The organism is Solirubrobacter deserti (genome assembly GCF_027587175.1).
Classification (GTDB): Bacteria; Actinomycetota; Thermoleophilia; order Solirubrobacterales; family Solirubrobacteraceae; genus Solirubrobacter; species Solirubrobacter deserti.
The window spans coordinates 1-22,493 of the sequence record NZ_JAPCID010000047.1 but is presented as its reverse complement, the minus strand read 5'-3'; the positions used below and the strand labels follow the sequence as shown (position 1 = coordinate 22,493).

Here is a 22,493-nt window from a genome sequence, read left to right as displayed (position 1 = left end):
GTCAGCTCCCGCGCGCCAGCAACGGCAGCACGGAATAGTTCGAAGCATGCTCCGCATTGCACTCGCGATCCTCCCCGCCGCCATCGCCCTCGCCGCCGTCCCCACGATCGCCTCCGCGCAGATCGACCCGGGGTTGCTCAACGCCAACGCGCCCGTGACGCAGGCGCAGCCCCAGAACCCGTGGGCGCAGCTGCCCTCGGGCCTGGGTCAGTTCACGCGGCCGTGATGACGTCCCGCGCCTCGGCCTCGGTGCGCGCCATGCCGCGCTCGATGGCCTCGACGAGGTAGGGCCGCAGGTCGGCGGCGGCGACGATCGAGTTCACGCTGCCGACCTCCACCGCCCGCTGGATCGAGTGGATCGAGTCGAACTTCGCGGCCAGCTCGCCCATCTTCTCCGAGCGGACCGTCTCCATCAGGGTGGAGAGCTCCGCGCGCAGCCGGCGCGTCTCCGCCGCGTCGCCGCAGTCCTCGATCCGCTCCTCCAACTTCACCACGCGCGGGTCCGAGCGCGTCGCTGCGTTCACGTCCCGCGTGAACACGACGCCCGCAGCGGCGCTTCCTCCGATCACCGACGCGTGCGCGCCCTCGACCGCGATCGCCTCGAAGCCCTCGTTCAACCGCTGCGAGAAGACCACGAACGCGCCGCCGTGGTAGCGGGAGATGACGCAGAACACGATCGGGCCGCGGAAGTTGACGATCGCGCGGCCGATCTCGGCGCCGTACTCGAGCTGCCACTGGCGCATCGACTCGGGTGAGCCGTCGAAGCCGGCCAGGTTGGCCAGCACGACCAGCGGCCGCCGCCCGCCGTTGGAGTTGATCGCGCGCGCGACCTTCTTCGACGACTTCGGGAACAGCGTGCCGGACGTCCACTGCGCCGGACCGTCCGCGGGCACCGGCCCGAAGCGGTCGATCGGGTGCGACTCGATCCCGATCACGGTCGTCGGCCAGCCGCCCAGGTGGGCGTCCCACACGACGGCGGCCTCGGCGTCGCGCATGCGCTCCCAGCGCTCCAGCGGCGTGTGGTCGGAGTCCACGACCGCGCGCATGACCGAGCGGATGTCGAACGCCTGCTTGCGGCCCGGGTTCGTCTCGTCGGAGAAGATGTCGCCGACGGTCGCCAGCTCGGAGCCGGGCGCGCTGTGCGGCGCCTCGCGCACGTCGCGCTCGACGGCGTCGCGCGTCACCGCCCGGCGCGGGAAGCGCTCGCCCGGCGCGACGTAGGCGTGGTCGTAGTAGCGCAGCAGCACACCGCAGGCGCCCGCGAGGTCCGGCGCCCAGTACTGCGCCTGGCCGTTCGGGCCCATGATGCGGTCGTAGCCGCCGATGCCGAAGTTGTCCTCGGCCGACACGCCGCCGGCGAAGTCCAGCGCCTGCTTGCCGGTCAGCACCATCGCGCTCTCCGGCGTCATGACGAGGATGCCGCGCGTGTGCATGAGCATCGTCGCCTCGGCGTTCCAGTACGGCTGCGCGCCCACGTTGATGCCGGTCACGACGACGTTGATCTCGCCGCCGTTCTGCGTGAACTCGATGATCCGGCGCAGCGCGGCCGCGACCCAGTCCATGTTCTCCGTGCCCGAGTCCATCGAGATGCGGGCACCGGAGCTCAGCGCGAACCACTCCACCGGCACGCCGAGCTCCTCGGCCATGTCCAGCGCCGCGATGATGCGCCGGCACTCCGGCTCGGCGACGCTGCCCAACGACTTCGTCGGATCGCCCAGCAGCACGAGCCGGGTCATGCCTTCGGGATGGCGGTCGGTGAACGAGCGCGCGACGCCGACCACGATCCCCGCCTCGTTCGTGGCGGGCGCGCGGTCGACCGGCACCAGCTGGCCGTCAGCGTCCAGGTCGTGCTCGACGAACTCGCCGCGCGGGATGCCGCGGGCACGGTCCGTCCGCTCCGGGGCGAGCACCTTGGTCAGCTCCGCCGGGTGCACGGTGCCGCGCCGGCGCGCCTGCACGATCCGGCGCGCGCCCTCGTCCAGCGGCTGCAGCGGACGCGTCGACGGCTCGTCGACCTCCACGATCACGCCGCGGCCGGCGGGCGCGAGCAGGCGCAGCTCGCGCTCGGCGATCTCGCCGCCGCGCATGTCGCGCATGCGGCCCTTGATGATCACGGTCTCGATCCCGAGGCCTTCGGTCTCGCGCGCGTAGCGGTCGATCAGCGCGCCCGCCTCCTCCGGGCCGAGGTCCACCTCGGGCCACACGTTCAGCCGCACGCGGTTCCACAGCAGGCGCTCGCGCGGGGACCGGCGGGCCTGGAAGCGGCGCACCGCGCCCAGCGCCTCGGCCAGCGCGTGCTCGAGCTCGGGCAGCGAGACGACGCGGCCCTCCTTGTTGCGCACGATCGACAGCTCGCGCACCTCGGCGAGCGCGAACAGCCGCTCGTCCTTCGGGTTGGTGCGGCCGACGCCACGGAACAGGTACACGTCCGCGGGCGACGGGATGCGCTCGAGCTCGAACTCCGACATCCGCCACAGGCTCAACCGGTCGGCGAGCTCGGGATGGACGAACTGCAGGTCGCGGTCGATCTCCCAGCCGCCGTCGAGCGTGCGTCGCAGCGTGATCGCGTCCGCGCCGGAGTCGCCGCGGCGGGGCGCCGGGATGTCCAGCACGATGCGCTGGACGAGCGTCGGGATGTCCGCGCGCACGAGCGCCTCACGCAGGCGGTTGGCGAGGTCCTCGCCGGCGGCCTCGACCGCCGGCGCATAGAGGTCCACGTACACCGTCTCGTCCTGCGGGTAGTGCGCGGCGCGGCGGGAGATCGCACCCGCGACGTCATCGAGGTCCTGCGTGTCCACGAACGCCGCCGCCAGGTGCCGGCGCGTGCCGTTCTTGACGTAGTTGGTGGTGATGTAGGCCGTGCCGTCGTTGGTGACGCCGTTCCAGAACGGGGCGAGCTCATGGAGCCGGTACCAGCGCCGGGTCATGATCTCCAGCAGCACCGGATGCTCGCGCGCGCTCGTGTCCTTCATGCGCCCGATCAGCTGCGGCGCGAGCAGCTGCGGCGCGTCCACGACGGCCTGCACGTGCTCCTCGCGGTCGGCGCGGTCCGGGTCCTCCATCAGCGCGGTGAGGTGGCACTCGAGCTCGGCGTAGGCCTTCGCCTGGCGCTCCTCGATCACGGGCTGGTCGTAGTAGCGGGTGCGCAGCTGGCGGGCGAGGTCGGCGATCACCGGGTCGCGGCGCTCGGTGGCGAGCTCGAGCCGGTCCAGCACGCCGCGGAAGTCGCCGTTGATGCGCGCGACGAACTCGTCGGCGCGCTCCAGGCGCTTCTCGAGGATGGCCATGACGGCGGCGCGGGCGAGGTCGGCGCGCTCCTGGCTGACGAACAGGCGGTAGCACGCGTCCTCGAGCGCGGGCGTGCGGTCCAGGCTCTCGACGCCGTAGTGGGCGAGCGCGCGCTGCAGCAGCGCCACGAAGCGGTCGGGCAGGCGCTCGGCCTTGGCGTCCAGGGAGCGCAGGAACGCGTGCAGGTACTCCTGCGGGGAATGCAGGAGCTCGCGCTCGGGATCGTCGTGGCGGGCGCGGGTGAGCGCGCGGACGTCCGTGTACACGTCGAGCAGCTCATGCTCACCCGCGAGGATGTCGCTGGTGCACGAGCGGACGACCGCGAGCGCGCGGCGGACCTCGTCGCCGCTGACGTCGTACCCGAGCAGCGCGTAGCGCAGGCGCTCGAGCGCCGCGGCGGTCTCGTCCTCGGGCGAGGAGTCGATGTCCTCGAACGAGATGCGCTCCGTGCTGGCCTCCGCGGACTCCTCCTCGACCGCCTCCAGCTGGAGCAGCGGCGTGTGCGCCGGGACCTGCACGTTGGTGCCGCTGAGCACGCGCCGGACGCGGCCGGCGAACGGGGCCGTCAGCGACGTCTCCATCTTCATCGACTCGACGACCGCCACGACGTCGCCCTCGGCCACCTCGTCGCCCTCGGCGACCGGGATCGAGACGACCACGGACGGGCCGTGCGAGCGCACGAAACCGCCGTCGTCGCGCGTGATGCGGTGCGGGACGCCGTGGACCTCGACCAGCAGGTCGGCGCCCTGCTTGGAGATCAACGCGCGGTGCGTGACGCCGCCCAGGGTGATCCGGCGCTCGTGCGCGGACAGGCGCTCGACCGCGGCCTCGACGGCGTGCCCGTCGATCTCGGTCCGGTAGCGGGCCGGCGCGAGCTGCGAGACGATGATCCGGTACGCCTGACCGCGATGACGGACCTCGACGGCGCGGCTGACCTGCGCGCTCGCCTCCGGGCGGCCGCGGCGGGCGTAGGCGTAGAAGGACGCGCGCTCGGTGGCGGTCTCCTTGTCGGCGAGCTCGATCGCGGCCATCAGCAGCGCAGGCTCGGCGCCCGTGTCGGCCTCCATCTCGCCGGACACGCCGAGGCGATCCAGCCAGGCGATGTCGATCTCGCCGGCCTCGAACTCGGGGCGGTCGAGGATCGCGAGCAGGAAGGCGCGGTTGGTCGTGCCGTCCTCGATCATCGCCGTCGAGTCGCGCAGCGCGCGCTTGAGGCGGGCGATCGCCTCGGGGCGGGTGCGGCCGTAGGCGATGACCTTGGCCACCATCGAGTCGAAGTCAGGCGGGATGACGTCGCCGGTCGCGATGCCGCGGTCCACGCGCACGCCGGGGCCGGACGCGAGGTCGAGCACCTGGACGCGACCCGGCGTGGGCGCGAAGCCCATCGCGGGGTCCTCGGCGTTCAGGCGCGCCTCGATCGCGTGGCCGACGGGCTCGGGCGGCGTGCCTTCGAGCCTGCCGCCGGACGCCACGTGCAGCTGCAGCTTGACGAGATCCAGTCCTGTCACCGCCTCGGTGACCGGGTGCTCGACCTGCAGGCGCGCGTTGACCTCCATGAACGAGAAGCGCTTGCTCTCAGGCTCGTAGAGGAACTCGACCGTGCCGGCGTTGCGGTAGCCGGACTGCAGCGCCAGGCGGCGTGAGGCCTCCTTGACCTCCTCCTCCTGCTCGGGCGTCAGGACGGTGGAGCTGGACTCCTCGATGACCTTCTGGTGCCGGCGCTGGCACGAGCAGTCGCGCACGCCCGCGGCCCAGGCCTCGCCCTGGCCGTCGGCGATCAGCTGCACCTCGATGTGGTGCGCGTTGCCGACCATCGCTTCCATGAAGACGGTGCCGTCGCCGAACGCGTCGGCGGCCTCACGGCGGGACGTGTTGAGCGCCGGCTCGAGGTCCTCCCAGCTGAGCACGCGCCGGATGCCGCGCCCGCCGCCGCCCGCGGCGGCCTTGATCATCAGCGGGAAGCCGATGCGCTCCGCGTGCTCGCGGGCCTCCTCGATCGTCTCCACCGGCCCGTTGGACCAGGGCGCGACGGGGACTCCAGCGCGCTCCGCCATCAGCTTGGACTGGATCTTGTCGCCCAGCTTGCGCATGACGTCGCCGGACGGGCCGACGAAGATCAGCCCCATCTCCTCGATCATGTCCACGAACGCGGGATGTTCGGACACGAAGCCCCAGCCGGGCCAGACCGCGTCGGCCTTCGCGGTGATCAGCGCCCGCTTGATGCCCTCATAGTTGAGGTAGGCCCCTGTGCGCTTGCCGCTGTCGTCGACCGTGGCGGTCGGCCCGAGGCTGTAGGCCTCGTCGGCGTGGCGGACGAACATCGCGCTGCGCTCGGGGTCGGTGTAGAGGGCGATGACCTTGATCGGGTCGTCCTCACGCCCGGCGTTCAGCTCGCGGACGGCATGGATGAGACGCATCGCGGGCTCGCCGCGATTGATGATGGCGAGCCGGCGAAACGTGCGCTGGGTCACAGAGGGCACGGGTGGCACGTTAGGCGCTGGGGGTGTATCTGTGGTGAATGGAGTTCCTGCAACCCCCCGGGTGGAGGGAGGCGCTGGAGGCACGCGCCGCCCATCCGGACGCGCTCCCGATCTGGGGCGGGACCGACGTGATGGTCGAGCTGAACTTCGCGCGCACGCGACCGGCGGCGTTGCTGGACCTGACGCACGTCCCGGAGCTCTCGCGCTGGGAGTCCGAGGACGGTGGGGTCCGGATCGGCGCGGGCGTGACGTACACGCGGTTGATCGCGGAGCTGGGCGACCGGCTGCCCGGGCTGGCGATGGCGTCGCGGACCGTCGGCTCGCCGCAGATCCGCAACCGGGGGACGATCGGGGGCAACCTCGGGTCCTCGTCGCCGGCGGGTGACGCGCTGCCGCCGCTGTACGCGGCGGGAGCTTCGGTGGAGGTGGCGTCGGTGCGGGGCGCGCGGCGGATCCCGATCGACGAGTTCATCGTCGGGCCCAAGCGCAACGTGCTCGGCGAGGACGAGCTGATCGCGGGCGTCTTCGTGCCCGTTCGCGACGATGCGGCGCAGCAGTTCGCGAAGGTGGGTACGCGCAACGCGATGGTGATCGCGGTGTGCTCGTTCGCGGTGGACGTGTCCGAGGGGCGAGTCGGGACGTGCATCGGGTCCGCGGGGCCGACGCCGATCCGTGCGCGGGAGGCCGAGGCGTTCGCGGCTTCCGCGGCTCCGGAAGACGCCGCCGCGCGCGAGTTCGGCGAGCTGGTCGCGGCCGCCGCCTCGCCGATCGACGACGTGCGCGGGACGGCCGCGTACCGGCGGCACGCGTTGTCCGTGCTCGCCCGCCGGACCATCACCTGGGCCTGGGAGACGCGATGCGCCTGACGTGTGTGGTCAACGGCGAGCCGCGGGAGATCGACGGCGTCTGGGAGGGTGAGTCGCTGCTGTACGTGCTGCGCGAGCGCATGCAGCTGCCGGGCTCCAAGAACGCCTGCGAGCAGGGCGAGTGCGGGTCCTGCTCGGTGTATCTGGACGACGTGCTGGTGTGCTCGTGCCTGGTCGCGGCGGGGCAGGTCGAGGGGCGCACGGTCACGACCGTCGAGGGCCTCGCGCCCACGGAAGACGAGTTGCACCCGATCCAGGCGGCGTTCGTCGAGGCGGGCGCGGTGCAGTGCGGGTTCTGCACGCCGGGCCTGATCGTCGCCACGCACGACCTGCTCGCGCGCAACCCGTCGCCGAGCGACGCGGAGATCCGAGAGGCGCTCGCGGGCAACCTGTGCCGCTGCACGGGCTACGAGAAGATCCTCGACGCGGTCCGATCGGCGGCCGAGGCGTGAAGATCATCGAGGGCTGCGCGGTCGCCACCGTCTCGGGACCGGTCCACTGGGACGGCTACGTCGTGTTCGACGAGACGACCGGCCGGATCGAGGACGTCGGGAGCGGCACCGCTCCGATGCTCGGCGATCGCCTCGACGCGTCGGGCTGCCTCGTCACCCCCGGGCTGATCAACTGCCACCACCACCTGTACCAGTGGGCCACCCGGGGACTCGCGCTCCAGGCGACGCTGTTCGAGTGGCTCGTCGAGCTGTATCCCACCTGGGCCCGGCTGGACGCGTCGATCGAGCGTGCCGCCGCTCGAGCCGGTCTGGCCGCGCTCCTCAAGAGCGGCTGCACGACGGCGTCCGACCACCACTACGTCTTCCCGCGCGGCGTGGAGGATCTGCTGTCGGTCGAGATCGAGGTCGCGCGTGAGCTCGGCATCCGGTTCCATCCGTGCCGCGGATCGATGGACCTCGGCATGTCACAGGGCGGGCTCCCGCCGGACACCGTCGTCGAGGACCGGGACGCGATCCTGACCGCGTGCGCCGAAGCCATCGACCGGCACCACGATCCGTCACCGGGGTCGATGCTCCGCATCGCGCTCGCTCCGTGCTCGCCGTTCTCCGTCACGCGGGAGCTGATGCGCGAGACCGCCGAGTTCGCGCGTTCGCGCGGCGTGCGACTGCACACGCACATGGCCGAGACCGTCGAGGAGGAGGCGTTCTGCCAAGAGCTGTTCGGGATGCGCCCGGTCGAGTACCTCGAGGACCTCGGCTGGCTGGGTGACGACGTCTGGCTCGCGCACTGCGTGCACCTGTCCGAGCGGGAGATCGCCCGGTTCGGCGAGACCGGAACCGGCGTCGCGCACTGCCCGTCCTCGAACGCGCGTCTCGGTGCGGGCATCGCGCCGGTCGTGCCGTTGGTCCGCGCGGGCGCGCCGGTCGGACTCGGTGTCGACGGCGCCGCCTCCAACGAGGCGGGCGAGCTCGGCGGCGAGCTGCGTCAGGCGATGCTGCTCGCGCGCCTGGCCGGGGGCCCAGCGGCGATGACCGCGGACCAGGCCTTGGAGCTGGGCACCCTGCACGGGGCGCGCTGCCTCGGCCGCGAGGACGAGCTCGGCTCGCTCGAGGCCGGCAAGCTCGCGGATCTGACGCTGTGGCGCTACGAGGACGACCTGGACCACGCCGGCATCACCGATCCGGTGGCCGCGCTGGTGTTCGGGCCGCGTCCGGCGGTCAAGACCGTCATCGTCAACGGGCGCATCGTGGTCGAGGACGGCGAGCTGCGCACGGGCGACGAGGAGACAATCGCCGGGGACATCTGGAAAGCGTCCGTCGCCATCGGCGGCCGCAACCACGACCGAGAGGTGTGGCGCGCATGAGCACGGTCACGGAGGTCGCGAACGGGATCGGCCAGTCCGTGCGGCGGCCGGACGGCATCCCGAAGGTCAAGGGCGAGTTCGCGTACTCGTCGGACATGTGGGCCGACGGGATGCTGTGGGGCGCGACCCTGCGCTCGCCGCATCCGCGGGCCCGCGTCTTGAGCATCGACATCGCCGCCGCGCTTGCCGTGCCGGGCGTGTTCGCGGTGCTCACGCACGAGGACGTGCCGGGACGCAAGACGTACGGGCTCGAGCACCACGACCAGCCCGTGCTGGCGTTCGACGAGGTCCGCTACCAGGGCGAGCCGGTCGCGGTGGTGGCGGCCGATCATCCCGAGACGGCGCGGTACGCGGCGTCGAAGATCGAGGTGGCCTACGAGGAGCTCGAGCCGCTCGTGGACCCCGAGTTCGCGCTGTCGGACGCCTCCCCGCCCCTGCACCCCGGCGGCAACCTGCTGCGCCACGTCTACATCGAGCACGGGCCCGAGCCGGGCGAGGCGGACGTCGTGGTCAGCGGCGAGTACGAGGTCGGCATGCAGGACCAGGCGTTCCTCGGGCCGGAGTCCGGACTCGCGATCCCGGCCGAGGACGGCGGCGTCGACCTCTTCATCGCGACGCAGTGGCTGCACGTGGACCGCGACCAGGTCGCGGCGTGCCTCGATCTGCCGCTGGAGAAGGTGCGCTTCACGCTCGCGGGGGTCGGCGGCGCCTTCGGCGGGCGCGAGGACGTGTCCATGCAGGCCCACGCCTGCCTGCTGGCGCTGCACACCGGGCGGCCGGTGAAGATGGTCTACGGGCGCGAGGAGTCGTTCTTCGGGCACGTGCACCGGCACCCGGCGCGGATGCGCTACGAGCACGGCGCGTACGCGGACGGGCGGCTGGCGTGGGTGCGGGCGCGCATCCTGCTCGACGGCGGCGCGTACGCCTCGTCCTCCTCGGCGGTGTGCTCGAACGCGGCCTCGTTCGCGCTTGGGCCGTACGTGGTGCCGAGCGCGCGCATCGACTCCTACGTCGTCTACACCGACAACCCGCCGTGCGGGGCGATGCGCGGGTTCGGCGCCGTGCAGACGTGCTTCGCGCACGAGGCGCAGATGGACAAGCTCGCGGCGGCGCTGGACATGGACCCGGTGCAGCTGCGGCGGCGCAACGCGATGGAGACGGGCTCCTCGATGCCGACGGGCGCGCCGATCAACTGCCCCGCGCCGGTCGACGAGCTGCTGCGCCTGGTGCACGAGCGACCGCTGCCCGAAGGTGACGGCGCCGTGCCGGGCGGCGTCGCGAACGTCACGCGGGGCGAGGGCGTGGTCCGCGGCGTCGGCTACGCGGTCGGGTTCAAGAACGTCGGCTTCTCCGAGGGCTTCGACGACTTCTCGACGGCCCGCGTGCGGTTGTCCGAGGTCAGAGGTGAACCTCTGGTCGAGGTTCACACCGCAGCCTGCGAGGTGGGTCAGGGCCTGGTGACCGTGATGGCGCAGATCGCCCGCACCGAGCTGGGCGTCGAGAATGTGCTCGTGCTGCCGGCGGACACGCAGGTCGGCTCGGCTGGGTCCTCGTCCGCCTCCCGGCAGACCCACATGACCGGTGGTGCGGTGCAGGCGGCGTGCCGCGCGGTGCGCGAGGAGTGGGAGGGGCGCGGCGCGATCGGGGACGGCATCGAGGCGACCCGCGAATACCACCATCGGCTCACGCAGAAGCTCGACGCGAAGGGCCAGGGCGACGCGCACGTTACGTTCGCCTTCGCCGCGCACCGGGCGGTCGTGGACGTGGACACCGAGCTCGGCCTGGTGCGCGTGGTGGAGATCGCGACGGCGCAGGACGTGGGCAAGGCGATGAACCCGCTGGCGGTCGAGGGGCAGATCGAGGGCGGCATCGCGCAGGGGCTCGGGCTCGCGCTGATGGAGGAGATCCAGGTCGTCGACGGGCTCGTCCGGAACGCGTCGTTCACCGACTACCTGATCCCGACCATCCTCGACATGCCGCCGGTCGAGCTGGACGTGCTCGAGCTCGGCGACCCGGACTCGCCGTACGGGCTGCGCGGGATCGGCGAGCCGCCGACGATCTCCTCCACGCCGGCCGTTGTGGCCGCGGTCCGCGCGGCGACCGGACGCGAGTTGCGGCGGGTCCCGCTGCGCCCCGATGACATGATCGGCCTGTGAAGGAGCTCATCGCGGTCGCCCGGGGCGACGCCGAACCGGACACCGTCATCACCGGCGCGCGGGTGTTCTCCGCCTTCACGCGCGAGTGGCTGTCCGGCGACGTGGCCCTGCACGGCGGGAAGATCGCGGGCGTCGGCTCGTATGACGGCGGCGAGCGCATCGACGCGGGCGGCCGCTACCTCGTTCCCGGGTTCATCGACGCGCACGTGCACCTGGAGTCGGCGAAGCTCGTCCCGGTCGAGTTCGCCCGGGCGGTCGTGCCGCGCGGGACGACGGCGGTGGTGTGTGACCCGCACGAGATCGCGAACGTCGCCGGTGTGGAGGGCGTCGAGTGGCTGCTGAGCGCCACCGACGAGCTCCCGCTGGACGTGTTCGTGATGGCGCCGTCGTGCGTGCCGGCTTCGGGCTTCGAGTCGCCCTGCGGGCCGTTCGGGCCGGACGAGATGCGGCGGGTGCTCGAGCACCCGCGCGCGCTCGGCGTCGCGGAGCTCATGAACTTCCCGGGCGTGATCGCGGGTGATCCGGACGTGCTGGCGACGATGGTCGCGGCCCACCGGGACGGGCACGCGCCCGGCGTGCGCGGGCGCGCGTTGAACGCGTACGTGGCCGCGGGCATCTCGACCGACCACGAGGCCTTCACCGCCGAGGAGGCGCTGGAGAAGCGGCGCGCCGGCATGTGGGTGCTGATCCGCGAGGCGTCGAACGCGCGGAACCTGCGCGCGTTGCTGGCGATGGTGCGCGAGCACGGGCCGGACTACTGCGCGTTCTGCACCGACGACCGCGAGCCCGACTTCCTGTTCCGCGAAGGGCACCTGGACCAGATGTGCCGGGTGGCGGTGAGCGAGGGCGTGGCGGCCGAGGAGGTGCTGGTGATGGCCTCGCTGCACGGCGCGCGGGCGCACGGGCTGCTCGACCGTGGCGCGGTGGCGCCCGGGTACGTCGCCGATCTCGTCCTGCTCGACGACCTCGTGGACTTCCACGCGTCCCTGGTGTTGAAGGGCGGCCGCGAGCCGGTGTACGCCGCGGGCGTCCCGGGCGAGCTGCGCGACACCATGCGTTCCGTGCCGGTGTCCTTCGGCGTCTCCGGCGACTGGGTGCGCGTGATCGAGATCGAGCCTGGGCAGCTGATCACGGGTGCGGGCGTGGGTCGCGTGGGCGACGCCGACCTGGCGAAGATCGCGGTGATCGAGCGCCATCACGCAACGGGGCGTGTGGGACTCGGATTCGTGCGCGGGTTCGGGTTGCGGGCGGGGGCGTTCGCGTCGACCGTCGCGCACGACGCGCACAACCTCGTGGTGGTGGGCGTGGATGACGGCGACATGGCGCTGTGCGCCGCCCGGGCGCAGGAGCTCGGCGGTGGGCTCGTGGTCGCGCGCGACGGGGAGGTCATGGGCGAGCTCGCGCTGCCGATCGCGGGGCTGTTGGCGGACGCGCCGCTGGAGGAGGTCGCCGAGGGCCTGGAAGGGCTGCAGGACGTGCTGCGCGGGATGGGCGTCGAGATCGACGCGCCGTTCATGACCCTGTCGTTCCTGGCGCTGTCGGTGATCCCGTCGCTGAAGATCACCGACCAGGGTCTGGTGGACGTCGACGCGTTCCGGCTGGTGGACCTCGAGCTGAGCGAGCGGGAGGCGTTCGTCGCGCGTTTCGGCGGCCTGTACGAACACTCGCCGTGGGTGGCCGAGCGGGCGTTTAGGCCGGGGATCGCGCACGCGGAGGTGGCGGACGCGCTGCGGGAGGCGATGTACGCGGCGTCCGAGGCCGAGCAGTTCGCCCTGATCCGCGCCCATCCGGACCTGGGCGAGCGGGTCGGCGTGCTGACCGCGCACTCGCGCGCCGAGCAGGCCGGGCTGGGACTCGACCGGCTGGAGCCGGAGCTCTACGAGCGCTTCATGGCGACCAACGCCGCGTACCGGGAGCGGTTCGGGATCCCGTTTGTGGTCTGCGTGCGCGAGCACGGGTCGGCGGAGTCGATCCTGGCCAACGCCGATGCCCGCCTGGGCAACACGCGCGAGCAGGAGATCGCGACGGCGCTCGGCGAGATCGCCAAGATCGCGCGCTTGCGCTTGGATGACGTGGTGTGAGCCTCTCCACGCACGTCCTCGACACGGCCGCCGGGCGGCCCGCGGCGGGCGTCGCACTCGAGCTGCGGCGCGGCGGCGAGCTCGTCGCGACCGGCACGACCGACGCGGACGGGCGGCACGCGTTCGGCGACGTCGAGGCCGGCGAGTACGAGCTCGAGTTCGCGGTCGGCGACCACTTCGGCAGCCGCGAGTTCCTCGACCGGATCCCGGTCCGCTTCCGCATCGTCGATCCGGCGTCGAGATACCACGTGCCGCTGCTCGTCTCCCCCTGGTCCTACAGCACCTACCGCGGGTCCTGACCAGGGGAATTGCCCTTTCGGGCAGACGGTCTTCGCGCATGGCTGCGCGTCCGCACCTGGACCCGCGCGCGAGCGGCCTGAGAGAGTCGCTCAGTGCCGCTCTCCGCCGCCCCGCCCCCCCGGACCGGCGATGCGGCACGGGGTCATTGGTCTGCCGATACGTCAGCCGCCGCGGCTGACCGCGCGACGAGGCCGCACGACGCGCCGGCGCCCGTGCCCGCCCACCCCATGCCGGCCGCCGCCGCCCGCACGGCGGCGGCCGGCGTCCTCTTCGCCGTGTTCGCGTTCGTCGCCGGCGGCGTCGCCGTGCTCGCGATCGTCGCCGCTCGCCTGATCGTCGCGGGCGATGACCACCTGGCGATCGAAGGCGCGTCGCTCGTCCTGCTCGTCGTCGGCTTCGGGCTGGCCAACGCCGCGACCCTGACGCTGCTCACCCGGATCGCCCGCCCGTCGACGCTGACCGTCGCCGCGGCCGCCGCGATCGTCTGGCCGCTGTCGGGCCACGCGCTGCTCGCCGCACCGGTCGCGCTCGTGCTCGTCGCCCTGCTCGCGATGCGCGACCAGCGCGTCCGCGGCAGCCGCCGCGCCGGCCCGACGCTCGGCGTCGCGCTCGCGGCCGCCGCGACGGTCATGTCCATCGCTGGCGCCGTCACCGCGACGACCGAGCGCACGGCGGCCTCGCCCCGTGGCGGCGACGACACGCGGGCCGGCCGCGAAGAGGCGCCGGCTGGGAGCGACGAGGCGCCTGCGCCACGGGGCGGCGACGACACGCCGACCGGCCGCGAAGAGACGCCCGCTGGGAGCGACGAGGCGCCTGCGCCCCGGGGCGACGACACGCCGACCGCCCAGGACGGCGACGACGCGCCACGCGGCGACGCCACGCCAGCCGGCCGCGACGAGGCGCCCGCGCCACGCGGCGGCGACGACGTCCCCACCGCGCCCGCCGGCGCCCTCCCCACGCCGCGCGCCGACGACGCGGCGTCCACCCCGCGCGACGCCTCTCCGGGCGCCGCCACCGGCCCCGAGGCGTTCGTGCGCGCGTACTACGCCGACCTCAACGCGCAGCGGTTCGCCGAGGCGTGGGCGAAGCTCTCACCCGCCGTGCAGGCGACGCTCGGCCCCTACGCGCGCTGGAAAGCCGGGTACGGGACGACGATCTCGTCGACGCCGCGCGGGTTCGTGGTCGGCGACGATCGGGTGACGCACATGCTCGTCGCGCGCGATAAGGGATGTGATCGGGCGCGTCAGTTCCGGGTGACGTGGCAGCTGCGCTCGGAAGGGCGTGAGTGGCGCGTGAACGGACTTGCCGCCGTTGCGATCGGGTCGCAAGAATGTTGATGTAGTCGAAAGGCGCTCCGTGCGCCTTGCGTGGCCCCGGGCACGCGGGACCGTCCCTGGACGGTGTTCCCCCCAGCAATGTCCGGGGCCACGCAAGGCGTACGGAGCCCTGCCTGCCCAATGAACGGGCACGAGGGACAAACCTTACGCTGGACCCGAAACGTCGTCCTTTGGACGCCGTCCAGTTTAAGGTGAAGGTGTCCAGGAGCTCGGGTATCCGGACATCAAGCGGGCGGTGGGGGTACCGCTCGTCAGCGATAGTCAACTGCAGCCCGGGGTCGCCGGGCTCGATTTGCGCCGCGCGCTCGCGTAGGCGCGCACGCCGGGAGGCGTTCCTTGCCCATGTCTACGACCGCACGCCGACGGCCGCTGATCGCGGCTGCCGTTTCACTCACCGCTGCCTTCTCCCTGCACGCCGGGCCGGCGCACGCCGCCAGAGGCGCGGACCGATGTCCGGCCGCGACGACGGTGCCCACGCAGGCCACGCTGGACGAGGCCGCGGACGCCGTCGTCTGCCTCGTCAACGCGAAGCGCAGCGCGCGCGGGCTCGAGGAGCTCGAGCGCGACGCCGACCTCGCACAGGCCGCACGCGCCCATTCGCGCGACATGGCCCGCCACAACTACTTCGACCACACCGCGCGCGACGGTGACTCCGTCGGCGACCGCGTCCGCAAGGCCGGCTACGGCCGCCCCGGCGACGGCTGGAACGTGGGCGAGAACCTCGGCTGGGGCACGGGCGACCGCGCCACGCCGCTCTCGCTCGTGAACGCGTGGCTCGCCAGCTCGGGCCACCGCGAGAACATGCTCAAGGGCACGTTCCGCGAGCTCGGCGTGGGTGTCGCCGCCGGCGCGCCGAAGGGCAGCGACGCGCTCCCGGGCGCGACCTACACGCTGAACCTCGGCGTCATCCGCTAAACAGGAGCGGATGACCGCACCCACCTCGCGCCGCTTCGGCGTCACGTCGATGGTCGCGCCGCTCCAGCGCGTCCTCGTCCGCAAGCCCGCGACGTCCGGCGACTGGGACGGCGCGGGCTGGCGCACGCCCGACCCCGCGACGCTCGAGCGCCAGTTCGAGCAGTTCGTCGAGCTGCTCGACGGCCTCGGCATCACCGTCGAGGTCGCCGACCCGATCGACGGACTGATCGACGCGGTCTACATGCACGACCCGCAGATCATGAGCGGCCAGGGCGGCATCCCGCTCAACATGGCCAAGCCGATCCGCCAAAAGGAGCCCGGACACGTCAAGGCGGAGTTCGAGCGCCTCGGCATCCCGATCGTCGGCACCCTCGAGGGCGACGCCTATCTCGACGGCGGCGACCACTTCTACCTCGACGACACGACGTGCGCAGTCGGCCTCGGCTACCGCACGAACCGGCGCGGCGCGCAGGCGCTGCAGGCGCTCCTGAACCCGGAGAACATCCACGTCGAGGCCTATGACATGCCGCACGACCAGGGCCCGGACTACGTCCTGCACCTGCAGTCGTTCCTGAGCGCCGCGACCGAGGACCTGTTCGTGGTCTTCGAGCCGCTCGCGCCCGTCCGCCTGCTCCAGGACCTCAAAGAGCGCGGTATCGACTGGATCGCGATCGACGAGGAGAGCTACCACGCGATGGGCTGCAACATCCTCGCCGTCCGGCCGGGCGTGGTCGTCGTGGTCGACGGCGCGCCCAAGGTGCGCAAGGCGCTCGAGCAGCGCGGGGTCGAGGTCCATGCCTATGACGGCACGGACCTCTCCCTCAAGGGCGACGGCGGGCCGACCTGCCTCACCGCGCCGCTACTGAGAGCGTAGGCGGCTCCCCTACTTGCGGACCGGCAGCGGCAGGCGCCGGCCCGAAGGTGCATGCGTCGGAGCGACCTCGGCGAGGACGACCTCGCCGATGACGCGCTCCTCGACCGGGACCTCGCACGCGGGCTGCAGCCAGGGGCGGTCCGCGTTCTTGGCCTTGAAGACGTCACCCGCGCGACGGCCGGTGTCCTCGCCCTCGGGCCGCTCCTGCAGCGCCGGGATGTGCTTGGAACAGTGGATGTAGGCCTCGTCGATCGAGACCACGACCCAGCGCTCGGGCGTCTTCTTGACGTCCTCGCTGAGCGCCAGCCCGGTCGCGAACGGCAGCCGGTCGAACAGCGGGCCGAAGGCCTCGACCGCCGCGTTCTCGACGACCGTCGCCGTGCCGTTGACGTGCAGGCCGACCTGCGTCTCGAAGAAGTCGACGAACAGCAGGCCGACGTAGCCGTTCTCGGAGATGTTCCCCATCGACGCCATCACGCCGTTGCCCTTGTACTCGGGCCACATGACGGTCTTCTCGTCGATCACGCGCACGAAGCCCGGGGGGCCGGCGCGGAACGAGGAGTCGCACTCGCCGTGCGCGTCCGACGTGGCGATGAACGCCATCGTCATCCGCTCGATGAATTCGCGCATCAGCGGCGTCAGGTGGTCGAGCACCTGGTTGTCGTAGAACGCGTGGGCGCGCTTGACGGTGCCGAGCTTCTCCTGCAGCTCGTGCTCGCCGGCGGACCCTGGGCGACCAGCACCACTCATCGGGCCACCACCAGGCGCCCGGCACCCTTGGCGAACTCGGTCTTGACCGGACGCGGCGCGCCATGGAAGTAGCCCTGCGAGTAGTCGACGCCCTTCTCGCGGAGCATCGCGACCGTCTCCGGCGCCTCCACGAACTCGGCGATCGTCTTCATGCCCATGCCGCGCGCGATGTCGACCATCGACTTCACGACGAGCTGATCGGTCACGCTCGACGTGAGCGAGCGGATGAAGTCGCCGTCGATCTTCAGGTAGTCCAGCGGCAGGTACTTCAGGTAGTAGAAGCTCGAGAAGCCGGCGCCGAAGTCGTCGAGCGCGAAGCGGCAGCCCAGGCGCGTCAGGCGCTCGGCGAAGGCACGCGCCTGCTCCATGTTGGCGATCGCGGCGGTCTCGGTGATCTCGAACACGAGGCGGGAGGGGTCGATGCCGGTGGCGGCGATCTCGCGCTCCACCAGCTCCGGGATGGCCAGGTCGCCCATCGACTTGCCGGAGACGTTGACCTCGAGGCGGACGTCGTGCTCGGCCAGCAGGTGGATCGCCTTGCGCGCGACCCACTGGTCGATCTCTTGGATGAGCCCGAAGCGCTCGGCGGTGTCGATGAAGGCGGCGGGCATGACGATCTCGCCGTCGTCGCCGATCATGCGCAGCAGCAGCTCGTACTGGGTGATCTGGTCGCTCGCCAGCTCGAGGATCGGCTGGCAGTACAGGACGAAGCGGTCCTCGTCGAGCGCGCGGCGGATCTGGTCGGCCCAGTTGAGGCGGACCTGCATGCCGGAGACGTACTCGCCGCCGTCGTTGGCGGCCACGTGGTAGCGGTTGCCGCCGGCCTCCTTGGCCGCGTACATCGCGAGGTCGGCCTGGACCATCAGGTCCTCGCCGCGGGGCTCCTCGTCGCCGAAGCAGACGATGCCGATCGAGGTCGTCATCGAGATGCGCTGACCCTCGAGCGGCAGGCGGCGCTCGCGGATGGTCTCGAGCATGCCCTCGGCGATGCGCTCCGCGGTGTCGCGGTCGGCGTCGCGCAGCAGGACGGCGAACTCGTCACCGCCGAGGCGGGCCACGACGTCCGTCTTGCGGACGCTGTCATGCAGCGCGCGGCCGACCGCGCGGATGACCTCGTCGCCGGCCTTGTGGCCGCGGGTGTCGTTGACGTACTTGAAGCGGTCCAGGTCGAGCAGGTAGAGCGCGCCCTGGCCGCCGTAGCGGGCGGCATAGGAGACGAACTCGGCCAGCTCCTGGTCGAAGCGGCGGCGGTTGAAGAGCTCGGTCAGCGCGTCATGGTCGGCGAGGTGCTGGAGCTGGTTCTCGAAGCGCTTGCGCTCGGTGATGTCGCGGATGATCGCGGTGAGGACCGTGCCGTCGTCGGTCTGCAGCGGGGAGACCGTGACGTCGACCGGGAATTCGGTGCCGTCCTGGCGCTGACCCCACAGCTCGAGGCCCATGCCGAGGGCGACCTGGGAGTCCTTGGCCTTGCTGCACAGCACGGCGCGGAAGCGCTCGGCGACCAGCGTCCGGGTGCGCTCGGCGAAGAGCTCCTCGACCGGGCGGCCCACGATCTGCTCGCGGTCGTAGCCGAACAGCTTGTCCGTGCGGGCATTGGCGATCGCGATGGTGCCGTCGGGGCTGACCTCGACGATCGGGTCCGGCGCGGTCTCGAGGATCGCCTTGAGCTTCTCCTCGGCCTTCTTGCGCTCGGAGATGTCGCGGATGATGCCGCTGAAGTAGCGCTGGCCGGCGTTCTCCCACATCGCGAGCGAGAGCTCGAGCGGGAACTCACGGCCGTCGCTGCGCAGCCCGACGACCTCGACGGTCTGCCCGAGCAGGCGCGAAGCGGCGACGCCGCCCTCGGCGACGCGCTTGATGCCGGCGTCGTGCATCGGGCGGAAGCGCTCCGGCATGAGGATCGAGAGCGCCTGGCCGCGGACCTCGTCCTCGCCGTAGCCGAACATCAGCTCGGCGCCCCGGTTCCAGGAGATGATGTCGCCGTTCTGGTCGGCGGCCACGATCGCGTCGGTGGCGGACTCGGCGACCGAGCGGAAGCGGCTCTCGGACTCGCGCAGGGCCTCGGCCAGCTGCGCGGAGGCGATCACGCGGCCGAGCTGGCGGCCGATGTGCGCGGTGACCTCGAGCAGGCGGTCGTCCGGCGTGACGGCGTTGACCGAGAAGCACTCGATGACGGCGAACGTCCGGTCGCCGATCGGGATCGGGAAGCAGAACGCGCCCTTGAGACCCACCTCGGTGGCGACCTCCGCGCGCGGGAAGTTCGGGTCGCACTGGACGTCCACGATCCAGGCGGGACGGCCGGTGGCGGCGACGCGGCCCGGCAGGCCGATGCCGCTCGGCAGGTCCGTGGCCTCCGTCAGCGCGCGGAAGGCCTCGAACTTGGTCGGGTGACCGAGGTGCCAGAGGTGCGACGGCTTGAGCGGCTCGTGGTCCTCCTTGCCCGCGAAGTACACGTGGCCGACGGGCCAGCCCGTCCAGCGGCAGACGTGCTCGACGCAGGCCATCAGCGCGTCGTCGACGTGCTCGACGTTGGCGGTGGCGGCCGCGACGGCCTCGATCAGCGCGACGAACGCGGAGTCCGTGGCGAACTGGCCATGCCCCTGAGCCGGGGCGGGCGAGGTGGTGGTGGTGGTGGCCGAGCTCAGGACGCGCTTGTGCGCCCGGGCCACGGAAGCCGCCGCTGCGGCCGTGGCGCCGGCGCCAGCGAGCGCGGCGATCTGGGCGAGAGTCGGCTTCTTCGTGGGTCCGGGCATTTGACCCGTTCATCGGTCATGTGTCCGCCGACTTGAGAAACCTCATGTCAGTTTTCCATCGCGCTTGTGAAGTTTCGGCGGACGAGGCCGATCGTGACCCGGATCTGCTCCACGAAGGCGTGGCAGCCGTCGCAGTGCTGCAGGTGCGCGGCGACGTCCTGGTACCGCGTCGGCGGCAACGCGTCGTCCAGGTAGTCCGTGACGAGCTCGACGACCTCGCGGCAGCGGATCACGCCGCCTCCTGGAAGTAGCGCTCGAGCTCCTCGCGCACCTTGGCGCGGGCGCGGTGCAGCAGGACGCGCTGGTTGCCGTCGGTGAGGTTGAGTGCCTCACCGACCTCGGCCGGTTGCCAGCCCTCGACGTCGCGCAGGACGAGCACCTCCTGCTGGCGCGGCGGCAGCCGGTCGATGGCGGCGTTCACCCGCTCGAGCGTCTCGGCCTGCAGCAGCCGGTCCTCGGGCCATTCGGTCGGCGGGACGCCCCAGGCGCCTTCCGGCGTGAACCGGCTCGGGTCGACCACGGGTCGGTCGTCGCCGAACGGGACGCTGCGACGCTCGCGTTCCCCACGTGTGCGCGCGCGATTGGCGACGATGCGCAGGATCCAGGTCTTCAGGGACGAGCGGCCCTCGAACTTCGGCAGGCCCTGGACGACCCCGAGCCACGCCTCCTGGACGACCTCCTCCGCGACCGCCCGGCTGGGCGTGTGGCTGAGCGCGATCCGCAGCATCAGGGGACCGTAGCGAGCGACGAGCGCGTTGAAGGCGGCCTCGTCGCCGGCACGGATGCGGGCGAGAAGCTCCTCGTCGTCCATCGGCGCAGGGTAACTACGCTATGGAGCCGATGACTGTCGCGCTGTCGATCGTGCTCGCCGCCGTGGTGGGCGGCCTGGTGTTCATGCTGCTGGACAACTGGCAGCGCAAGCGTGTGGCGCCGGTGGTCGCCGCACCGCGAGTCGCGGATGCCGATCTGCCGCCGCTGTGGACGCCCGAGCCAGACACCTTCTCGTCGTGGCAGCGCCCGTCGGCCGCGGCCACCGAGGCCGAGACGCGCCCGCTCCGGCCCTGGCCGCCGGAGGAGGACACACGCCCGCTGCCGCGGGAACCGCGCGAGCCCGAGCCGCCCCGCCGCGAGCCGCCGAAGCCGCTGTGGACGCCTCCGCCCGGCTCGTCCTCGGGCCGCTGGGACGACGACGACCGCTACCGCGGCCACGAGCGCGATCGCGACGACGAGGACGATCCGCCGCCCGGCCTCTGGTCCGGCTGGGCGCGTCGATAGCGGTGCCCGGCACCCTTTAGCTTGCGGGCCATCCTCGGGTGCGATGGCCGGAATCGGCGATGACGCGAGGCGCGCGCGGCCGTAGAACCGTGCGATGCTCTTCGCCCTGATCTACGACTCCGCGCTCGCGCTCGGCGAGCGGCGCGGGATGGCCGCCCGCCGCCGCGAGGCGCTGCGCAGTCTGCGCGGCCGCGTGCTGGAGGTCGGCGCCGGGACCGGCCTCAACCTCCCCCACTATCCCGACGGCCTCGAGGTGGTGTTGACCGAGCCGGACGCGGCGATGGCGCGGCGGCTGCGTCGCCGCGCCGGCGCGCGGCCCGTGATCGGGGCCGGCGCCGAGGCGCTCCCGTTCGAAGACGGGTCGTTCGACGCGGTCGTGTCGACCATGGTCCTGTGCACGGTCGCCGATCCCGCCGCCGCGATCCGCGAGCTGCGCCGCGTCCTGCGCCCCGGCGGGCGGCTGGTGTTCATCGAGCACGTGCGCTCGGGCTCGCACCGGCTCGCGCGCTGGCAGGACCGGCTCGCGACGCCCTGGCGCGCGGTCGCTGCGGGCTGCCGCTGCAACCAGCCGACGCTCGAGCTGCTGCGCGCGGGCGGGATGACGGTGACGGCCGGCGAGGCGCGCTGGCGCGGCATGCCCGCGCTGGTGGCGCCGCTGGTGATCGGCGAGGCGCGGCCGTGAGCGCGGCCAGCGGAGCCCGGCCCGGCGGCGAGCGCCGGTGGCCCGGACGAGGCGCCGCCGTGAGCGCGGCGCCGCCGAGCGGCCGCTGCGCGCGAGCTGATGACCGGCGCGGGCTCTCGGTCGCCCTGGGGGCGGGTGGTGAGCGCGCCGTGGCGTGGGAGGTCGGCGTGCTGGCCGGCCTCGCCGACCTGGGCTGGGACCTGCGCGGAGCGGACACGATCCTCGGCACGTCGGCCGGTGCGCTCGTCGCGGCGCGGCTCGCGCTCGGCGTTGACCCGCGGGCCGACGCGTCGATCCACGCGCGTCGCAACCCGTGCGTCGCGCCGACCCGCCTCCCCGGCTCCTCCTTTTCGGTGCTCGGCGCGCTGTGGCAGGCGGCGGAGGGCTCGCTGACCGAGCGGCGGCGCGCGCTCGGCGCCTTCGCGGTCGCGCACGCCCGGGGCGACGAGGACGCGTTCGTCGCGCGGATCGGGGCCCTGGTGCCCACGGACGCGTGGCCGGCGGCGCTGCGCGTGGTCGCGATCGACGCGGACACGGGCGAGCGGGTCGTATTCGGCCCCGACGACGGCGTGCCGCTGGCGCGTGCCGTCGCCGCATCCCGCGCGGTGCCAGGCCTGCGGCCGCCGGTCACGATCGGCGGCCGCCGCTTCATCGACGGCGCGCTCGGCTCGGCGACCAACGCGGACGTCCTCGACGGGTACGCGGTGGTCATCGTCCCGCTCACGTCCCGGCCGGAGACCGCCGTCGAGGCGGTCTGGCTGGCGGCCCTGCGCGCGGAAGTGCGCGACGGCCTGGTGATCGACGCGGACGCGGGCGACGTCGCCGCCATGGGCCCGGACCCGATGAGCGGCGCGACCGCGCCGCTCGCCGTCGCCGCGGGCCGGGCGCGCGCCGCGCGCGTGGCCGCCGCGCGCGTGGCC

18 protein-coding genes are annotated in these 22,493 nt (G+C 72.7%); 13 read left to right on the top strand and 5 right to left on the bottom strand.

The features are described 5' to 3' along the window. The first annotated feature begins 46 nt into the window (after window positions 1-46). Window positions 47-226 (top strand): hypothetical protein, encoded by a 180-nt coding sequence (locus tag OJ962_RS25655; RefSeq protein WP_202958337.1) that lies wholly within the window; start codon window positions 47-49, stop codon window positions 224-226. Here the strand turns inward: OJ962_RS25655 and OJ962_RS25650 are convergent. Continuing rightward, complete coding sequence (locus OJ962_RS25650) at window positions 213-5,768, bottom strand: ATP-binding protein (RefSeq protein WP_202958336.1); 5,556 nt, start codon at window positions 5,766-5,768, stop codon at window positions 213-215. The two genes, OJ962_RS25655 and OJ962_RS25650, sit on opposite strands and share 14 nt — an antisense overlap. 38 nt (window positions 5,769-5,806) lie before the next feature. On the opposite strand from OJ962_RS25650, the gene OJ962_RS25645 reads away from it, so the two are divergent. From OJ962_RS25645 to OJ962_RS25605, 9 genes are all read left to right on the top strand, one after another. After that, complete coding sequence (locus tag OJ962_RS25645; RefSeq protein WP_202958335.1) at window positions 5,807-6,634, top strand: FAD binding domain-containing protein; 828 nt, start codon at window positions 5,807-5,809, stop codon at window positions 6,632-6,634. Further along, on the top strand, window positions 6,625-7,086 hold the full coding sequence (locus tag OJ962_RS25640) for a (2Fe-2S)-binding protein (protein ID WP_202958334.1): 462 nt from the start codon (window positions 6,625-6,627) through the stop codon (window positions 7,084-7,086). The genes OJ962_RS25645 and OJ962_RS25640 overlap by 10 nt, the downstream gene beginning before the upstream one ends. Further along, the gene (locus tag OJ962_RS25635) at window positions 7,083-8,450 is read left to right on the top strand and encodes an 8-oxoguanine deaminase (RefSeq protein WP_202958333.1); all 1,368 of its coding nucleotides are present in this window, start codon (window positions 7,083-7,085) and stop codon (window positions 8,448-8,450) included. The genes OJ962_RS25640 and OJ962_RS25635 overlap by 4 nt, the downstream gene beginning before the upstream one ends. After that, complete coding sequence (locus OJ962_RS25630; RefSeq protein ID WP_202958332.1) at window positions 8,447-10,606, top strand: molybdopterin cofactor-binding domain-containing protein; 2,160 nt, start codon at window positions 8,447-8,449, stop codon at window positions 10,604-10,606. The genes OJ962_RS25635 and OJ962_RS25630 overlap by 4 nt, the downstream gene beginning before the upstream one ends. Beyond that, on the top strand, window positions 10,603-12,687 hold the full coding sequence (ade, locus tag OJ962_RS25625; RefSeq protein WP_202958331.1) for an adenine deaminase: 2,085 nt from the start codon (window positions 10,603-10,605) through the stop codon (window positions 12,685-12,687). The genes OJ962_RS25630 and ade overlap by 4 nt, the downstream gene beginning before the upstream one ends. Then, a complete protein-coding gene (gene uraH, locus OJ962_RS25620) occupies window positions 12,684-12,986 on the top strand; it encodes a hydroxyisourate hydrolase (protein WP_202958330.1) in 303 nt (100 codons plus the stop codon). Before ade ends, uraH begins: the two co-directional genes overlap by 4 nt. Before the next feature lie 213 nt (window positions 12,987-13,199). Then, window positions 13,200-14,324 (top strand): hypothetical protein, encoded by a 1,125-nt coding sequence (locus tag OJ962_RS25615; protein WP_202958329.1) that lies wholly within the window; start codon window positions 13,200-13,202, stop codon window positions 14,322-14,324. A 342-nt stretch (window positions 14,325-14,666) separates the two neighbouring features. After that, window positions 14,667-15,239 carry a CAP domain-containing protein gene (locus OJ962_RS25610; RefSeq protein ID WP_202958328.1) on the top strand — a complete coding sequence of 191 codons (573 nt, stop codon included), beginning with the start codon at window positions 14,667-14,669 and terminating at the stop codon, window positions 15,237-15,239. 10 nt (window positions 15,240-15,249) lie between these two features. Beyond that, on the top strand, window positions 15,250-16,113 hold the full coding sequence (locus tag OJ962_RS25605; protein WP_202958327.1) for a dimethylarginine dimethylaminohydrolase family protein: 864 nt from the start codon (window positions 15,250-15,252) through the stop codon (window positions 16,111-16,113). A gap of 9 nt (window positions 16,114-16,122) precedes the next feature. On the opposite strand, the gene OJ962_RS25600 is transcribed toward OJ962_RS25605, so the two are convergent. The 4 genes from OJ962_RS25600 to OJ962_RS25585 are packed head-to-tail and all read right to left on the bottom strand — an operon-like array spanning window position 16,123 to window position 20,427. Then, complete coding sequence (locus OJ962_RS25600; RefSeq protein WP_202958326.1) at window positions 16,123-16,863, bottom strand: pyridoxamine 5'-phosphate oxidase family protein; 741 nt, start codon at window positions 16,861-16,863, stop codon at window positions 16,123-16,125. Beyond that, the gene (locus OJ962_RS25595) at window positions 16,860-19,616 is read right to left on the bottom strand and encodes an EAL domain-containing protein (RefSeq protein ID WP_202958325.1); all 2,757 of its coding nucleotides are present in this window, start codon (window positions 19,614-19,616) and stop codon (window positions 16,860-16,862) included. The genes OJ962_RS25600 and OJ962_RS25595 overlap by 4 nt, the downstream gene beginning before the upstream one ends. A gap of 47 nt (window positions 19,617-19,663) precedes the next feature. Further along, window positions 19,664-19,849 carry an anti-sigma factor family protein gene (locus OJ962_RS25590; RefSeq protein ID WP_202958324.1) on the bottom strand — a complete coding sequence of 62 codons (186 nt, stop codon included), beginning with the start codon at window positions 19,847-19,849 and terminating at the stop codon, window positions 19,664-19,666. Beyond that, entirely contained in the window at window positions 19,846-20,427 is a 582-nt protein-coding gene (locus OJ962_RS25585; RefSeq protein WP_202958323.1) for an RNA polymerase sigma factor, read from the bottom strand. The genes OJ962_RS25590 and OJ962_RS25585 overlap by 4 nt, the downstream gene beginning before the upstream one ends. 29 nt (window positions 20,428-20,456) lie before the next feature. On the opposite strand from OJ962_RS25585, the gene OJ962_RS25580 reads away from it, so the two are divergent. From OJ962_RS25580 to OJ962_RS25570, 3 genes are all read left to right on the top strand, one after another. After that, entirely contained in the window at window positions 20,457-20,891 is a 435-nt protein-coding gene (locus tag OJ962_RS25580; protein ID WP_270006698.1) for a hypothetical protein, read from the top strand. 94 nt (window positions 20,892-20,985) lie between these two features. Beyond that, window positions 20,986-21,573, top strand: coding sequence for a class I SAM-dependent methyltransferase (locus tag OJ962_RS25575; RefSeq protein WP_202958321.1), 588 nt, complete (start codon window positions 20,986-20,988; stop codon window positions 21,571-21,573). A 59-nt stretch (window positions 21,574-21,632) separates the two neighbouring features. Beyond that, window positions 21,633-22,493 (top strand): patatin-like phospholipase family protein (locus OJ962_RS25570; RefSeq protein WP_270006697.1); only part of this gene is annotated, 861 nt, incomplete at its 3' end.

Excerpts from the sequence above, each read along its gene's own strand:
- OJ962_RS25655 (WP_202958337.1), top strand. The coding sequence starts at position 47 with ATGCTCCGCATTGCACTCGCGATCCTCCCCGCCGCCATCGCCCTCGCC.
- OJ962_RS25645 (WP_202958335.1), top strand. The coding sequence starts at position 5,807 with ATGGAGTTCCTGCAACCCCCCGGGTGGAGGGAGGCGCTGGAGGCACGC.
- OJ962_RS25640 (WP_202958334.1), top strand. The coding sequence starts at position 6,625 with ATGCGCCTGACGTGTGTGGTCAACGGCGAGCCGCGGGAGATCGACGGC.
- OJ962_RS25630 (WP_202958332.1), top strand. The coding sequence starts at position 8,447 with ATGAGCACGGTCACGGAGGTCGCGAACGGGATCGGCCAGTCCGTGCGG.
- OJ962_RS25610 (WP_202958328.1), top strand. The coding sequence starts at position 14,667 with ATGTCTACGACCGCACGCCGACGGCCGCTGATCGCGGCTGCCGTTTCA.
- OJ962_RS25605 (WP_202958327.1), top strand. The coding sequence starts at position 15,250 with ATGACCGCACCCACCTCGCGCCGCTTCGGCGTCACGTCGATGGTCGCG.
- OJ962_RS25600 (WP_202958326.1), bottom strand. The coding sequence starts at position 16,863 with ATGAGTGGTGCTGGTCGCCCAGGGTCCGCCGGCGAGCACGAGCTGCAG.
- OJ962_RS25595 (WP_202958325.1), bottom strand. The coding sequence starts at position 19,616 with ATGCCCGGACCCACGAAGAAGCCGACTCTCGCCCAGATCGCCGCGCTC.
- OJ962_RS25585 (WP_202958323.1), bottom strand. The coding sequence starts at position 20,427 with ATGGACGACGAGGAGCTTCTCGCCCGCATCCGTGCCGGCGACGAGGCC.
- OJ962_RS25580 (WP_270006698.1), top strand. The coding sequence starts at position 20,457 with ATGACTGTCGCGCTGTCGATCGTGCTCGCCGCCGTGGTGGGCGGCCTG.
- OJ962_RS25575 (WP_202958321.1), top strand. The coding sequence starts at position 20,986 with ATGCTCTTCGCCCTGATCTACGACTCCGCGCTCGCGCTCGGCGAGCGG.